The sequence below is a fragment of the Paraburkholderia sp. BR10882 genome (assembly GCF_040948855.1).
Taxonomy (GTDB): Bacteria; Pseudomonadota; Gammaproteobacteria; order Burkholderiales; family Burkholderiaceae; genus Paraburkholderia; species Paraburkholderia nodosa_A.
Genome location: NZ_JBFPKP010000001.1, coordinates 580,055 through 594,975, shown reverse-complemented (window position 1 = coordinate 594,975; position 14,921 = coordinate 580,055). Strand labels below are relative to the sequence as shown.

The 14,921-nt window shown below is 65.4% G+C and carries 12 protein-coding genes and 1 tRNA gene; 5 read left to right on the top strand and 8 right to left on the bottom strand.

Annotated elements, in window-relative coordinates:
• Positions 1-86 precede the first annotated feature (86 nt).
• The 3 genes from carA to gloB all read right to left on the bottom strand — a co-directional run bounded on the left by carA (position 87) and on the right by gloB (position 4,450).
• Positions 87-1,226, bottom strand: a complete 1,140-nt coding sequence (gene carA, locus AB3X99_RS02765) for a glutamine-hydrolyzing carbamoyl-phosphate synthase small subunit (protein WP_368616060.1) — start codon at positions 1,224-1,226, stop codon at positions 87-89.
• Positions 1,227-1,815: 589 nt separating this feature from the next.
• Positions 1,816-3,459, bottom strand: a complete 1,644-nt coding sequence (locus AB3X99_RS02760; protein ID WP_069262545.1) for a transglycosylase SLT domain-containing protein — start codon at positions 3,457-3,459, stop codon at positions 1,816-1,818.
• A 154-nt stretch (positions 3,460-3,613) separates the two neighbouring features.
• Positions 3,614-4,450, bottom strand: coding sequence for a hydroxyacylglutathione hydrolase (gloB, locus tag AB3X99_RS02755; RefSeq protein WP_368616059.1), 837 nt, complete (start codon positions 4,448-4,450; stop codon positions 3,614-3,616).
• A gap of 20 nt (positions 4,451-4,470) precedes the next feature.
• Here gloB and AB3X99_RS02750 point away from each other — a divergent pair, with 20 nt between their 5' ends.
• The 4 genes from AB3X99_RS02750 (at position 4,471) to AB3X99_RS02735 (ending at position 6,738) form a co-directional block, all read left to right on the top strand.
• Positions 4,471-5,364: a class I SAM-dependent methyltransferase gene (locus tag AB3X99_RS02750; protein ID WP_069262547.1), complete on the top strand. Its 894-nt coding sequence runs from the start codon at positions 4,471-4,473 to the stop codon at positions 5,362-5,364.
• Positions 5,361-5,810: a ribonuclease HI gene (rnhA, locus tag AB3X99_RS02745; protein WP_069262548.1), complete on the top strand. Its 450-nt coding sequence runs from the start codon at positions 5,361-5,363 to the stop codon at positions 5,808-5,810. The genes AB3X99_RS02750 and rnhA overlap by 4 nt, the downstream gene beginning before the upstream one ends.
• 58 nt (positions 5,811-5,868) lie before the next feature.
• On the top strand, positions 5,869-6,615 hold the full coding sequence (gene dnaQ, locus AB3X99_RS02740; protein WP_342945462.1) for a DNA polymerase III subunit epsilon: 747 nt from the start codon (positions 5,869-5,871) through the stop codon (positions 6,613-6,615).
• Positions 6,616-6,663: 48 nt separating this feature from the next.
• Positions 6,664-6,738: transfer RNA gene (locus AB3X99_RS02735), tRNA-Val, on the top strand.
• 132 nt (positions 6,739-6,870) lie between these two features.
• Here AB3X99_RS02735 and AB3X99_RS02730 read toward each other — a convergent pair.
• From AB3X99_RS02730 to AB3X99_RS02720, 3 genes are all read right to left on the bottom strand, one after another.
• Positions 6,871-7,335, bottom strand: coding sequence for a DUF2214 family protein (locus AB3X99_RS02730; RefSeq protein ID WP_368616058.1), 465 nt, complete (start codon positions 7,333-7,335; stop codon positions 6,871-6,873).
• 91 nt (positions 7,336-7,426) lie between these two features.
• Positions 7,427-8,416, bottom strand: coding sequence for a hypothetical protein (locus AB3X99_RS02725; protein ID WP_368616057.1), 990 nt, complete (start codon positions 8,414-8,416; stop codon positions 7,427-7,429).
• Between the two features lie 335 nt (positions 8,417-8,751).
• Entirely contained in the window at positions 8,752-9,816 is a 1,065-nt protein-coding gene (locus AB3X99_RS02720) for a glycosyltransferase family 4 protein (protein ID WP_069262552.1), read from the bottom strand.
• Between the two features lie 779 nt (positions 9,817-10,595).
• Here AB3X99_RS02720 and AB3X99_RS02715 point away from each other — a divergent pair.
• A complete protein-coding gene (locus AB3X99_RS02715) occupies positions 10,596-12,431 on the top strand; it encodes an ABC transporter ATP-binding protein (protein ID WP_342945460.1) in 1,836 nt (611 codons plus the stop codon).
• A gap of 127 nt (positions 12,432-12,558) precedes the next feature.
• On the opposite strand, the gene otsA is transcribed toward AB3X99_RS02715, so the two are convergent.
• Both otsA and otsB read right to left on the bottom strand, forming a co-directional pair.
• Entirely contained in the window at positions 12,559-13,989 is a 1,431-nt protein-coding gene (gene otsA / locus AB3X99_RS02710) for an alpha,alpha-trehalose-phosphate synthase (UDP-forming) (protein WP_368616056.1), read from the bottom strand.
• Positions 13,990-14,101: 112 nt separating this feature from the next.
• Positions 14,102-14,854: a trehalose-phosphatase gene (gene otsB, locus AB3X99_RS02705; RefSeq protein WP_069262927.1), complete on the bottom strand. Its 753-nt coding sequence runs from the start codon at positions 14,852-14,854 to the stop codon at positions 14,102-14,104.
• Positions 14,855-14,921 lie beyond the last annotated feature (67 nt).

The following is a 14,921-nucleotide window of genomic DNA, read 5'->3' as shown; positions in this document are numbered from 1 at the left end:
CTTGCCGCCCGGGTGCGCGCGTGGGCCGTCGTTCTTCGAACCGGCTCGCTGCGCACCCTGCTCTGCTTTTGCGCTCGATGCGGCGCTTACGCCGCCTTGGCCTTGTCCATCAGCGCCGTGAAGCGGTCGAACAGATAGCCGATGTCCTGCGGGCCCGGCGACGCTTCCGGGTGGCCCTGGAAGCAGAACGCGGGCTTGTCGGTCAGCTCGAAGCCTTGCAGCGTGCCGTCGAACAGCGAAACGTGCGTGACGCGCGTGTTCGCGGGGAGCGTCGCGGCGTCCACCGCGAAGCCGTGGTTCTGCGACGTGATGACGACACGACCGTCGGCCAGATCCTTCACCGGATGGTTCGCGCCGTGGTGGCCCGTTTTCATCTTCATGGTCTTCGCGCCCACGGCGAGGCCCATGATCTGGTGGCCGAGGCAGATGCCGAAGGTCGGGATGCCGCGCTCGATGAAGGCTTGCGTCGCCTTGATCGCGTAGTCGCAGGGTTCCGGGTCGCCGGGGCCGTTCGAAAGGAACACGCCGTCCGGGTTCAGTGCGAAGGCATCTTCAGCCGTCGCTTGCGCCGGCAGCACCGTGACGTCGCAGCCGCGCTCGGCCAGCATGCGCAGGATGTTCTGCTTCACGCCGTAATCGAACGCCACGACCTTGTACTTCGGCGCCGATTGCGTGCGGTAGCCTTCACCCAGACGCCATTCGGTGGTGTTCCACTTGTACGGCTTGCCGGTCGAGACGACCTTCGCGAGGTCCATGCCCGCGAGGCCCGGGAACGAGCGCGCGAGTTCGATGGCCTTCGCTTCGTCGTCGGAGCCTGCGAGGATCGCGCCGTTCTGCGCGCCCTTGTCGCGCAGGATACGCGTGAGCTTGCGCGTATCGATGCCGGCGATGGCGACTACGCCTTCGTCCTTCAGATACTGGCCGAGCGTGCGCTCCATGCGGAAGTTCGAGGCGAGCACAGGCAGGTCGCGGATGATCAGACCGGCGGCATGGACTTTCGTGGCTTCGACGTCTTCGGCGTTGACGCCGACGTTGCCGATATGCGGATACGTGAGGGTGACGATCTGGCGAGCGTAGCTCGGGTCAGTCAGGATTTCCTGATAACCGGTGATGGCCGTGTTAAACACGACTTCACCGATCGTATGACCCGGCGCGCCGATCGAGTAACCACGAAAGACCGTGCCGTCGGCGAGCGCGAGCAGAGCGGGAGAGAATGACGGCAACACGGGAGACTCCTTGGGGGAGCACCCTGTGCCGACCTGTTATCCGACGTTGCGATCTTGCGACCTGTGGGAGCGGCTGCGGCGTCGGCACCCCTTTCCGTGAGGATCAGGATGCGCGCGCGGCTCGCTCGCTTGCGCGACTCTTCGTGCGGTCGACCGTTGTGGCGCCGGGCCACGAGCGCGCGTTTGTGACGCAGGATCGGGCGGCAGCCGGCCAGTTGACGATGAAGCGCGGGCGGCGGATGAACGGATGGGAGGAGGTAGGCGCTAGGGTGCGGGTTGATAAGCTCAAACCTTGAAATTATAGCGCGAAAGTCACCTTTCCTTCAAATTTCAGGATGACGCTGGCGACGGGGAGCGTGCTCGCGGCCCGGTGCATGGCCCTTTCCACTATAGCGGGCGGGGGCGCAGCGGCAAGCGTCGCCCGCACGGCGCCGCACTGAATCACGCCCTTTATGTTTGGGACCCGCCAATGAAAACGCCGCCACCTGGCGGGGTGACGGCGTCAAACACAACAAAAACGGAAAAGTGATCGGAGCGAAATACCATGCGCTGCCCCCGCAACGCATGTTTGAGCACCCTTCGCCAGCCGCTATTTTGTATGGTGTTTCTGCGTGTGGGTGTCGGCCTTCGGGCGGCTCGCCGTACCCTTCGACGCCTTGCTGGGCGCAGCGCTGACCGTCCTCGCCTTGACAGGTTCGGAAACCTTGACGACCTCGGTGCGCGCGCGACCGTGCTTCTTATCGTATCGCGACTTCGACCCGGTGTCTGCAACGCGGGTGCCAATTCGCTGCACTCCACCACCAGAAACGTTCGTTGCCAGACGCTCCGGTCCCGGCTCGCTCGGCATCGCCTTGTTGACCGGTACGTGCAAAACCAGCACCTGGCCGGGCGCGACGTAGTCGCGGCGGGTCTTGTTCCACGCCTTCAACTGGCCGAGCGACACGCCATAGCGGCTCGCCACGGCTTCCATCGACTGCTTGCGGCGTACGCGGATCAGCATCTTGCGCGTGTCGGGTACGTCCGGCTCCATGGCCAGCACGGCGCTTTCCGCCACGTCGGCGCTGATGTCCTCGTCGTCGCCGTCGTCGGTGCGCGGCACCACGAGCGTCGAGCCCGCCTTCAGGCGCATGCCCGCCGGAATCTTGTTTACCGACATCAGCGTATCGGCGTCCACGCCGATCTTCTGCGCGATCGCCGCAGGCGTGGTGCGCGAGTCGGTCGTGTAGACGGTCCACGACGAAAGCTGACCGGAATAGGCCTTCAGGTTGCGCTCGAACGCGCTCGCGTTGTCGAACGGCAGCAGGATCTGCGGGTCGGTCGCGCCAAGAATCACGGGCTTCTTGAACGACGGGTTGAGCGAGCGGAACTCGTCGGTCGTCATGTTCGCGAGCTTGGCGGCGACGTCCACGTCGATGTCGTGCGAGGTCGTGACCGTGACGAAATACGGGTGGTTCGGAATGGATGGCAGCGTGAGCCCGTACTGCTGCGGGTTCATCACGATGTTCTTGACCGCCTGAAGCTTCGGCACGTAGTTACGTGTTTCGCTGGGCATGCGCAAGCTTTGATAGTCGGTCGGCAGGCCCGCCGCCTCGTTGCGCGCGATGGCGCGCTGCACGTTGCCCTCGCCCCAGTTGTAGGCGGCCAGCGCGAGATACCAGTCGCCGAACATGTCGTGCAGGCGCGAGAGATAGTCGAGCGCGGCGCTGGTGGAGGCCAGCACGTCGCGGCGCTCGTCCTGCCACATGTTCTGCTTGAGGTTGTAGGTGCGCCCCGTGCCCGGCACGAACTGCCACATGCCGGCGGCCTTCGCGACCGACAGCGCCTGCGGGTTATAGGCGGACTCGATGAACGGCAGCAGCGCGAGCTCGGTAGGCATGTGACGCGCCTCGAGCTCTTCGACGATGTGATAGAGGTACTTCTGCGAACGCTCGGTCATGCGCGCGACGTAGTCCGGCCGCTGGGCGTACCAGTTGGCGTTCATGTCGACGAGGTCGCTCTGCAGGTCGGGCATCTGGAAGCCGCGGCGAATGCGTCCCCAGAGGTCGGCGTCGGGGCTCGTCAACTGATCGACGGAGCCTTGATCGACGTTAATGGTTTCTTTCGCAGCGGAGGTCTTACGAATGAGGTCGGCGTTGGCCTGGGCGTTGGCCGGTGCTTGAGAACTCGCAGACGGTCCCCCGCTCGCACAGGCGGCGAGCATGAGGACCAGCAGCGCACTGATTATGAATCGCATGAAAATCTACATCCGCATGGCTGGAATTTGCAGCCGATAGTACGGAACGTGCCGGTTTCCGTCAATCGGAATTAATGGAAAAAAAGCCATGAAATCCGCAGCTTGGGCGTGATTCCATACGATTGGGTTGAGCATGCCCCCTGGCCCGGCTGGGTCAGCGGAACCGATTCTTCCATTCACGCATCATTGCGAAAGCCGCCAGCCGGTCCGGCACCGATTCGTGCAGCGCCTCTGAGAGCGCGGCTTGCACCGCCGCATCGCCCGCGCGCAGGAAAGGATTGACGGCGCGCTCGTGCGCGATCGTCGTAGGCAGAGTCGGCACGCCGCGCTCGCGCAGCGCCGCCGCCTCGCGGCTCCAGTCGCGCAGATCGCCGTTTTCGGGATCGCAGGCGAGCGCGAAGCGAATGTTCGACAACGTGTACTCGTGTGCGCAATGCACATGGGTATTGCCGGGCAGCGCCGCGAGTGCGTCGAGCGAGTCGAGCATCTGCGCGGGCGTACCCTCGAAGAGGCGACCGCAGCCGCAGGCAAAGAGCGTGTCGCCGCAGAACACGTGAGGTGTGCAGGTGGCATCGGCCGCCTGGAAATACGCAATATGGCCACGCGTATGGCCAGGCACATCGATCACCGTCAGGTCGAGCGCTGGTGCATCCAGATGGACGGCGTCGCCACCCTTCACGCGCGTGACGAATCCATCGAGCGAGCCGAGCGCCTCGCCGGCCGGGCCGTAGACGGGCACGCGTGCGTCGGCGAGCAGGTCGGCCACACCGCCGACATGGTCGTTGTGGTGATGGGTGAGTAAAATAGCGACGAGCCGCCAGCCGCGCATCGCGAGGTACGCGCGAACCGGAGCGGCGTCGCCCGGATCGACGGCAACGGCATTCCGGCCGTCCGAAACGACCCAGATGTAATTGTCTTCAAAAGCCGGAACCGGTACGTACTCGTAGGCGCACGCATCGCTCGAACGCGCGTACTCAAGCGGATTCTTCATGGGGCGACGTATTCTTCGACATGTCTGACCGATTGATTATAGACTGGCCCGCCTGGACCGCCTCGCCCGCTGGCAGGTATGTGCTCGGCTGGGAGCAGGAGCAGCTCGACCGCGTGGTGTCGAACATATTCGGCTACCATGCGCTGCAGCTCGGCCTGCCGCAGCTCGACGCCCTGCGCGAGAACCGCATGTCGTGCCGCGGCCTCGTGCTCGACGCCGCCAGTGCTGCAAGCGCACCCTACTCCGTACCCGGCGCGTCGGCCCATTCCCACCCGAACGGCGGGCAAACTCCGCCCGAGGCAGGCGGCGCAACAGCGGACCGCACGCCGGCTGCGGGCGGCGGTTCGTTGCTTCACGCGCCCGCGGGCCGCAGCACTGTCTGGTGCGACTTTCTCGATCTGCCGTTCGAGGCGCAGAGCGTCGACCTCATCGTGATGCCGCACACGCTCGAATTCACGAGCGACCCGCACCGTCTGCTGCGCGAAGCCGAACGTGTGCTGATGCCCGAAGGGCAGCTGCTGATCGTCGGGTTCAACTCGCTTTCACTGTGGGGTGCGCGCCAGTCGGTCGGCAAGCTGACCGGCCATCCGTTCCTGCCCGCGCGCCAGGACCTGATCGCGTTCACGCGTCTGAAAGACTGGATCAAGCTGCTGGGCTTCGAGCTTGAACGCGGGCGCTTCGGCTGCTATCGTCCGCCGCTCGCGACGGACCAGTGGCTCGGCCGCTACGGCTTCATGGAAGCCGCCGGCGACCGCTGGTGGCCGATTTTCGGCGCTATCTATATGGTGACGGCGATCAAGCGCGTGCGCGGCATGCGCCTCGTCGGCCCATTGAAGGTCAAGAAGCCGGTGCTGGCCGCGAGCCTGAAGCCCGCGGCGACCACCCCCTCCCCAACACGCAACAAGGACTCATGAGCACACCCGACTTCGTCGAAATCTTCACGGACGGCGCCTGCAAGGGCAACCCCGGCCCCGGCGGCTGGGGCGCGCTGCTGCGCTTCGGCGCGCAGGAAAAGGAACTGTTCGGCGGCGAGGCCGGCACGACCAACAACCGCATGGAGCTGATGGCGGTGATCGCCGCACTCGACGCGCTCAAGCGCCCGTGCAAGGTGATCGTGCATACCGACTCGCAGTACGTGCAAAAAGGCATCAGCGAGTGGATTCACGGCTGGAAGAAGAAGAACTGGATGACGGCCGCTAAAACGCCGGTCAAGAACGACGACCTCTGGAAGCGTCTGGACTCGCTCGTCGCCCAGCACGAGATCGAGTGGCGCTGGGTGAAGGGTCACGCCGGCCACCCGGAGAACGAGCGCGCCGACGCGCTCGCGAACCGCGGCGTCGCCACCCTCGCGGAACTCTGAGACCGCTGCTTTCCAGGACCGCTTCGCGGCGGCCTCACGCTTTCACGCCTTACAAGACATGCGCCAGATCATTCTCGATACCGAAACCACCGGCCTGAACGCCCGCACGGGCGACCGCATCATCGAAATCGGCTGCGTCGAGCTGGTGAACCGCCGGCTCACCGGCAACAACCTGCACTTCTACGTGAACCCGGAGCGTGACAGCGACCCGGGCGCACTCGCCGTGCACGGCCTCACGACCGAGTTCCTCTCCGACAAGCCGAAGTTCGCCGAAGTCGCGGACGAGATCCTCGACTTCATTCGCGGCGCGGACATCATCATCCACAACGCGCCGTTCGACATCGGCTTTCTCGACGCCGAACTCGCGCTACTCGGCAAGCCGGGATTCAAGGAGCACTGTGGCGAGGTGATCGACACGCTCGTGCAGGCCAAGCAGATCTTCCCGGGCAAGCGCAACTCGCTCGACGCCCTGTGCGACCGCTTCGGCATCAGCAACGCGCACCGCACGCTGCACGGCGCGCTGCTCGACTCGGAACTGCTCGCCGAGGTGTACCTCGCGATGACGCGCGGCCAGGAAAGCCTCGTCATCGACATGCTGGGCGAGCACGCCGCGCCCGGTGCGGCCGCCGCGCCGCGCATCCAGCTCGAGTCGATCGATCTGCCGGTGATCATGGCGAGCGACGAAGAAATCGCCGAACACAATGCCGTGCTCGACGGTCTCGACAAGGCGATCAAGGGGACGTCGGTTTGGCGCACCGAGCCGGCTCCCGCCGAAGCCAATGCGGCCGATGCGCAAAATGCTTAAAAAGGGCTTTACAAGATCGAAAACACCCTGCATAATCTCAGTCTCTTCGGGTGGTTAGCTCAGCGGTAGAGCACTGCCTTCACACGGCAGGGGTCACTGGTTCGATCCCAGTACTACCCACCAGAATTCCTGGTGTTGGTAACGACAAGCACCGAAGAATAAAGGCCTCGTTGCGAAAGCAACGAGGCCTTTTGCTTTGGGCTTCGGCATTGCGCGAAACATCCGGTCGGCGCGTTTCACTGTCAGCAATCCGAATCAAACAATCGAAGGATCTAGACCGATGCCGCGCGCCATGCCCGTGGCCGCGAATACCATCACGACAAGCATGAGCGTCTGCCATCTGCCGATAAGCGCGTATTTCGCCGCGCCGGTGAGATCCGGCACGTCGCCGCGCCGCACGGCGAGCCTCCAGCGCAGCAGCGCCATCATGGGTGCGATTTCGAGCAGAAGGATCAGCACGAGCGCGGCCATCTTTACGAGAAAGAGCGGCTCATGGATGTAGTACTCAGCGCCCTTCTCGAAACCGCCGAACGCACGCATTGCGCCAGTCAAGATCAGGACGACCGCCGAGCCGCCCCAGCCGTTGTCGGCGCTGAAGATCATCGGCAGGTCTTCGGTCGACGTGCAGCGGCGCAGGCCGCGCGTGCGCCGCAGGATCGAAGCGAGCGCAAAGCCGAAGGCGAGCAAATGAACGGCGGCGAGCAACCAGCGTATCAGCATTGCAACTCCTTCCGGTGGACGACAGGAACGGCAAGCAATGGTAAAGCGGCGAGAACGCGGACGTCGCGCAACGCGGCCGGGCCACGGGCCGTCAGACCTGCCTGAGCGCGGTGTCGAGGGCGCGTGCAGCGGTGCGGTCGCCTTCGGAGGCGAGCCCCACGCGAAACACAGTCTGACGGTTATGGCCCGCCGCAGCGGGCGAATCCCAGAGCAACTCGATCTTCGCGCGGCGCGCGGGCTTGCCCGCAGGCGCTGCAGCAGAGGATGCCGATGCCGCCCGCTGCGCAGCGGGCGCGCCCGGCTCAGGCGTGGCCGCAGACTGGCCGGCCCCCAGCGTTGCAGTGGTATCCGTGGTATCCGTGGCATCCGCGGCATGCGCAGCATCCGAAACAGCAGCCGGTTCGGCGACGCCACCCGCGGGCGCAGGATCGCCGGTCTGCGGCGGCGCGGGCAAGAGCGCGGGCCCGGACGCAACGGCCCCGCCCTGCGCCGCACCGCAGAGCCAGCGCACCGACAACTCGCGGGCATCGTACTGGCCTACCTTACGGCTCTCCCGCCAGACGACCGTCGTGCGCGTCGCAGCATCGATCGAAACGGCGAAGCGCCCGATCGCGAAGCGCCGCGCGGCGAAGTTGCTGCGCCAGAGCGCGCGCGGCCGGCAGATCCAGACCACGGCGGCATAGAGCGCGGGGGCGGCAACCAGCCAGCCGTTGGTGTCGGCCACGGCGTGGAAGGTGCGACGCCAGCCGGCGGTCCAGACGAACACGCCGATCGAGCCGATTGCGAACAAGAGGCCGAGCACGCCGAAAAATCGCAGCGCCTGACGCAGCCACTGGGGCAGCGGATGAAACGGCCGCTCGACGCGCGCCTTGGCGCCCGGCAGCACGATCAGCAAAAACAGGAAGACGAGATTCAGGCTTGCCGCCGGCGACGACGCCATGCCTTCGAGCGCGGCGACGAAGTTCATTTGCGCCATGGAGTGCAACCAGCGCGCGAGGATTACGAGCCCGATCGCGCGCAGCGCGAAAAGCGTCCCGGCACCGGGTACGGTGGCCGTGGGCGTCGGTCGGGTTCTGGCCAAGGGTATTCTCCTCTGTCGACCAGAGTTGACGCTTTAGCGTCTTACTCTGGTCCCATGCATAGCTGTCGACCAGAGTTGACGCTTTAGCGTCTTACTCTGGTCCCATGCAACGCTGTCGACCAGAGTTCGCGCTTTGGCACGTCACTCCGGTCCCATGCAAAGCACGCTTTCGTGGGCGCTGCGGATTTTACGGCACGGCCATTATAGGGACATTGAGCGTGCGCCTCACCCGCCGCCGCCGCGAATGTGACAACGCCCCGGTGCATTGCACCGGGGCGTTGGGGAACAGCGGGAAAACCGGGCGCGCCGCAGCGCGTCCAGTTTCGGTACGTAGCTTAGCCGGCGTTGACTTCGCGCAGCACGGTGCGATGCTTCTGGCGCAGCAGTTCTTCGTACACGGCCACGTAATTGCGTGCCATCACCTTCGACGAGAAGCGCGCCTCGAACGCGGCGCGCACCTTCTCGCGCGGTAGCGTCGACAGGCGCTTGACCGCCGCGACTGCGCTGATTTCGTCCTCGACGACGAAGCCCGACACGCCGTTCTCGATGACTTCCGGCACCGAGCCGCGCTTGAACGCGATGACCGGCGTACCGCAGGCCATGGCTTCGATCATGACGAGACCGAAGGGCTCCGGCCAGTCGATCGGGAACACCAGGGCATGCGCATTGCCGAGGAACTCGCGCTTTTCGTGCTCGCCAATTTCGCCGATGTACTCGACATGCGGCAACGCCATCAGCGGCTTGATGACTTCTTCGTAGTAGGCGCGGTCGGCCTTGTCGATCTTGGCGGCGACCTTGAGCTTCATGCCCGCCTGGCCGGCGATGCGGATCGCCCGGTCAAGACCCTTCTCCGGCGAAACGCGGCCGAGGAATGCGAGGTAGCCGGGCTCGACGTTCGGAATCGGCGTGAGCACGTCTTCCGGCAGGCCGTGGTACACGGTCTGCTGCCAGTTGGCCTGCTGCAGCGGAATACGCTGGTTGTCCGAGATCGACACCACCGGCACGTCGTTGAACGCATTGAACACCGGCTGCAGTTCCGGCAGGTCCAGACGGCCGTGCATGGTCGTGACGAACGGCACCGGCTGGCGCTGGAACAGCGAGAACGGGTAGTAGTCGATGTGGAAGTGCAGCACGTCGAACTCGTCCGCGCGGCGGCGAACTTCTTCGAGCAGCAGCATGTGCGGAGCCATCACGTCGCGAATCGTGGGGTCGAGGCGCAGTGCCTGCGGCCAGAACGCTTCGAGCTTTGCCGAGGTGATCGAATCGCCGCTGGCGAACAGCGTGACATCGTGGCCCTGTTCGACCAGCGCTTCGGTCAGGTAGGAGACCACCCGTTCCGTGCCGCCGTACAGCTTGGGAGGAACCGCCTCGTGCAACGGAGCGATTTGAGCGATTCGCATAGTGGTGAACTCCTTCCTCGTAATAAATCGGGCAATAGACTGCAAGTTTGACAATCGACCTATGCAGGCTGCGGCTTCCTTGTCGCCACGCGCCTTACAGGCGTTCCATACCGCTAACCGCGCCGGAAATCCGGACACAGACCCGACGCAGTTGTGAAGCGGCAAGAGAGCGCACACGCGGCGGTTCAGGCGGTAAACGCGCAGGGTTCGCGGCCGTTGACACAGAAGCTGTCAAATTCCCTACGCTGTCCGAGTCGGCATTATCCCGGTCCAGGGTAAATACCGGCTAGATCATTTCAAAGTCTTTACGTTGTTACACACCGGAAACACTCCGCAACCCATTGTTTTCCAAGAGAGTTCTAGATTGGGTGCTGCGCTGCGGGAAGCAACTGCGCGCGATTGTCGCGGCTCTTGTGCGCATGAATCGATCCTGCTCGTTTCCGGGTCCGCAACCGGCCGACAGCGTGTTGCGAGCAAGCACACCGCTTTTCCGAATGCAATCGGTAATTCTATCTCTAAAACACCTATCTCTAAAACGATCCACGATTCCTGTTGAACCTCCACTGCAACAACGTGTCCCCAATCTGTATCCCGCGCTATCGTGTCGCGATATGATGCGCGTCCGCCGGGCACAGGCGGTGCGCCAGGCCCATGGGGTGTTTACAATGCGGTAAGTCCGCCTTCGTTGCCGCGCGCCGGAAGCCGTTCATCGCCGGAGCGCCCGCTATCTTCCTTGAACTTGCACGGACGAAATTCCGTCAGACCGACCACCCGATCAATTGGAACATCTGACTCCCGCTCAGCGTAACGCCCACAACGCCAAGCTCGCGAGCTATGCGCGGCGCCCGCTCGCGTTCCTTTTCCGCTACATCAAGCGCCATCCGTTCGCCCATACTGTCGTGCTCGCGAGCGTGTTCGCGGCCGTCGGCTGCGCGCTTGCGTCGCAGTACGCCATCAAGCATCTGATCGACGTGCTCGGAGCGGGACGCCACCATCCGGGCCCGCTGTGGACCGCGTTCGCCATCCTCGTCGGCCTGATCGCCGCCGACAACCTGCTCTGGCGGGTCGGCGGCTGGTTCGCAGCGCACACCTTCGTCGCCGTGACGGGCGACCTGCGGCGCGATCTCTTTCAGTATCTGAGCGGGCACTCGCCCACTTACTACGCCGAAAAACAGCCCGGCACGCTCGCCAGCCGCATCACGGCGACGTCGAACGCCGTCTACACGGCCGAGAACACCACCGCCTGGAACGTGCTGCCGCCCTGCATCGCCGTGGCCGGCGCGATCGTCATGATCATCGTCGTGAACCCGCTGATGGCGGCGGGCCTCCTGCTCTGCTCTGCGATCCTTTCGGTGATCCTCTTCAAGCTGGCTGGGCGCGGATCGTCGCGCCACCACACCTTCGCCTCGAAAGCGGCCGCGGTGGATGGCGAGCTCGTCGACGTGATCGGCAACATGGCGCTCGTGCGCGCCTTCGGTATGACGTTCCGCGAGCAAAAGCGCTTCGGCTCGACGGTCAAGGCCGAACTCGACGCGCGACGCTCGAGCCTGCTCTATCTCGAAAAGCTGCGTCTGCTGCACGCCGTGATCACGGCCATGCTGTCCGCCGGCCTGCTCGGCTGGGCGCTGTGGCTGTGGGATCAGGGCAAGGCGACGTCGGGCGACATCGTGCTGGTCAGCTCGCTCGGCTTCACGATCCTGCACGGCACGCGCGATCTGGCCGTGGCGCTCGTGGACGTGACCCAGCACGTGGCACGCCTCGCCGAGGCCGTGCAGACGCTGCTGGAGCCGCACGGCATGCCCGACCGGGACGACGCCAAGGAGCTCGTGGCCCAGGGCGGCCGCGTCGAATTCGAGGGCGTGACCTTCGCGTATCCGCACCGCAAGCCGATCCTCGACCATTTCGACCTGCGCATCGAGGCCGGCCAGCGCGTGGGGCTGATCGGCAAATCGGGCGCAGGCAAGACGACGGTGCTCGCGCTGCTGCAGCACTTCTACGACACCCAGGGCGGCGCCATCAAGATCGACGGCCAGGACATTGCGCACGTTACGCAGGACACCCTGCGCCACGCCATCGCGCTCGTGCCGCAGGACATCTCGCTGCTGCACCGCTCGATCTACGAAAACATCGCCTACGGCCGCCCCGAGGCGAGCCGCGAGGAAGTGCTCGCCGCGGCCCGCGAGGCGCGCTGCGCCGAATTCATCGAGGCGATGCCCGAGGGTTACGACACGATCGTGGGCGACCGCGGCGTGAAGCTGTCGGGCGGCCAGCGCCAGCGCATCGCGATCGCGCGCGCCATTCTCAAGAATTCGCCGATCCTGCTGCTCGACGAGGCCACCTCGGCGCTCGACAGCGCGTCCGAAGAGGCCATCCAGCAGGCGCTCGACCGGCTGATGGTGGGCCGCACGGTGATCGCGATCGCGCACCGCCTCTCCACGCTCAACAACTTCGACCGCATCATCGTGATGAGTGCGGGCAAGGTGATCGACGACGGCAGTCCGGAAGAACTGCGCAACCGTCCGGGTCTCTACCGCGACCTCCTCGCCAAGCAGTACGGCAAGCAGGCCACGCTCCATCTGGGCAGCAAGAAGGCCGACGAAAAGCACGTGGCCTGACGCCACCCCGCCTGCGGGCGCATCGCCCGCTGGTCTTGCCCCAGACTCCCGGACGCAAAAAAGCCGCTTCAGTGCATCGACTGAAGCGGCTTTTTTTCGCTCTCGAATGGGAGCGAGGCGCGGGTGCTCAGCCCTGCGCGCGCTCGAGCGGCGGCAAGCTCACCCCTTGCCGCACGTAGACCCGGCCGAGATCGCGCATGAAGCGGTCGCGCCAGACCGAGACATTGTTCTCGCGCAACTGGGCCATCATGTCCTGATAGCGCGCGAGGCGCTCGGCAAGCGGCATGGAGAGCGCGGCGCCCAGCGCATCGGCCATCCCGTCGATATCGAGCGGATTGACGATCAGCGCGCCGGAAAGCTCCTGCGCCGCGCCGGCAAAGCGCGAGAGCACGAGCACGCCCGGGTCCTCGGGGTCCTGCGCCGACACGTATTCCTTGGCGACGAGGTTCATGCCGTCGCGCAGCGGCGTGACGTAGCCGACGTTCGACGCCCGGAACAGCGCGGCCAGCACCGCCCGTTCGTACTGGCGGTGGATGTACCAGATCGGCGTCCAGTCGAGTTCCGCGTAACGGCCGTTGATACGCCCCGACTCCGCCTCGAGGCGCAGCCGGATGTCCTGATAAGCATGCAGGTCGGCGCGCGTGGGCGGCGCGATCTGCACGAACGAGACCTTGTTGCGCTGCGCCGGCGTGTGGTCGAGCAGGCGTTCGAAAGCACGGAAGCGCTCCACGAGCCCCTTCGAGTAGTCGAGCCGGTCCACGCTCATGATGACCTTGCGCCCGTGCAGCGTGGACTTGAGGGTACGCACCGGCTTGCCGCGCTCGCCGGCCTTGGCGAGTTCCGCGATCTCATCGGGATAGACGCCGATCGGGTAATCGCCCGCGCAGAGCGTCTGCCCGAACGCCTCGATGCGCGTGAGGCCGTCCGGCTGCATCGCCGTCGTGCCTCCCGCCTCGTTCACGATGTAGTCGCAGAAGGCGCGCAGATCGGGCTTGGTCTGGAAGCCAAGCAGGTCGAACGCGCACAGCGCCTCAACCAGCTCGCGATGCGGCGGCACCGCCAGCAACACCTGCGAGGCTGGAAACGGAATGTGCAGGAAGAAGCCGATGCGGTTCTTCACGCCCGCCGCGCGCAATGCCTGGGCGAACGGGATGAGGTGATAGTCGTGGACCCAGATCACGTCGTCTTCGCGCAGCAGCGGCACGAGCTGCTGCGCGAGCCACGCGTTCACGCGGCTATAGCCCTCGTAGTCGTGGCGGTCGTACTGGACGAGATCGGCGCGGTAGTGGAAGGCGGGCCAGAGCGTCGCGTTCGAGAAACCGCGGTAGTACTGGTCGTAGTCGCGCCGCAGCAGGCCGATGGTCGCGAAGGTCACGGGACCGCGCTCTTCGAGGGCGATCTGCGGCTGGCCGGAGGTGAGCACGTCCCCGCTCCAGCCGAACCACATGCCGCCGGTTTCCTTGAGTGCGTCGTACACGCCCACCGCGAGGCCGCCCGCGGCCGGACCGCCTTCGGAAATCGGCGCGACGCGGTTCGACACGATGATCAATCGGCTCATGAGGGGCGGGGTCCGTGCAGGAAATCGGGAAGGCGTGGCGCGCGCGAGGCGGGGCTTCGGCTCGGCCAGGTCAGGCAGTCTACGTGGGCAATGAAGTGAGGCATGCGTGCGGTCATCGGGCGCCTGGCATGGCGGCGACGAGCGATGCGAGCCAGCCGATCAGCGCTTCGACCGAGTCCACGCGCGTTTGCGCGATGGTGTCGCCGCCGCCGACCTTGATTGACAGCCCGCCCAGCGCGTTGACGACGGCGAAGCCCTTTTCGTCGGTCAAGTCGTCGCCGGCGAACACCGGGCTACGGCCCGCGAACGGCGGCTCGTCGAGGAACGCGCGCAGCGCGCGGCCCTTGTCGACGTCCTTCGGCTTGATTTCGTAGACCATCTTGCCGGGCTGCAGGACGTAGGCGTCGGCGTAGTCGGCGGCGAGGCGCTCGGTCGCGGCGCGCGCTTCGGCTTCTCGCTCCGGCGCGTTGCGGTAGTGCAGCGCGAGCGACGCGCCCTTGATCTCGAGCAGCATACCCGCATGCGTGCGCACGACCTCCGCGAGCACCTGCTCCATGTGCAGCAGACGCTGGTCGTTGAAGCCGACACGCTGCGTGTCGCCGTTGGCGTCGCGCCGCTCGGCGCCGTGCAGGCCGGCCACGGGCAGATCGGGCATGCCGAGGAAACCGTCGATGCTCTCGATGCCGCGACCGGAGACGATCGCCACCGCGCCGTGCGTCGCGCGGCGCAACTCGCGCAGCAGCGCGAGCATCTCCGGTCGGACGAGCACGCCATCGGGCGTGGGCGCGAGCTCGACGAGCGTGCCGTCGAAATCGAAGAAAAATGCCGTCTGTTCAGGCGGCAGGACTGCCGGAAGTGCTTGCATTGCGTTCTTTTCACCCATCGGCCTCGCTGGCCGGGTATGGCCCCGGACTGCGCCCAGGGAAAGTGTG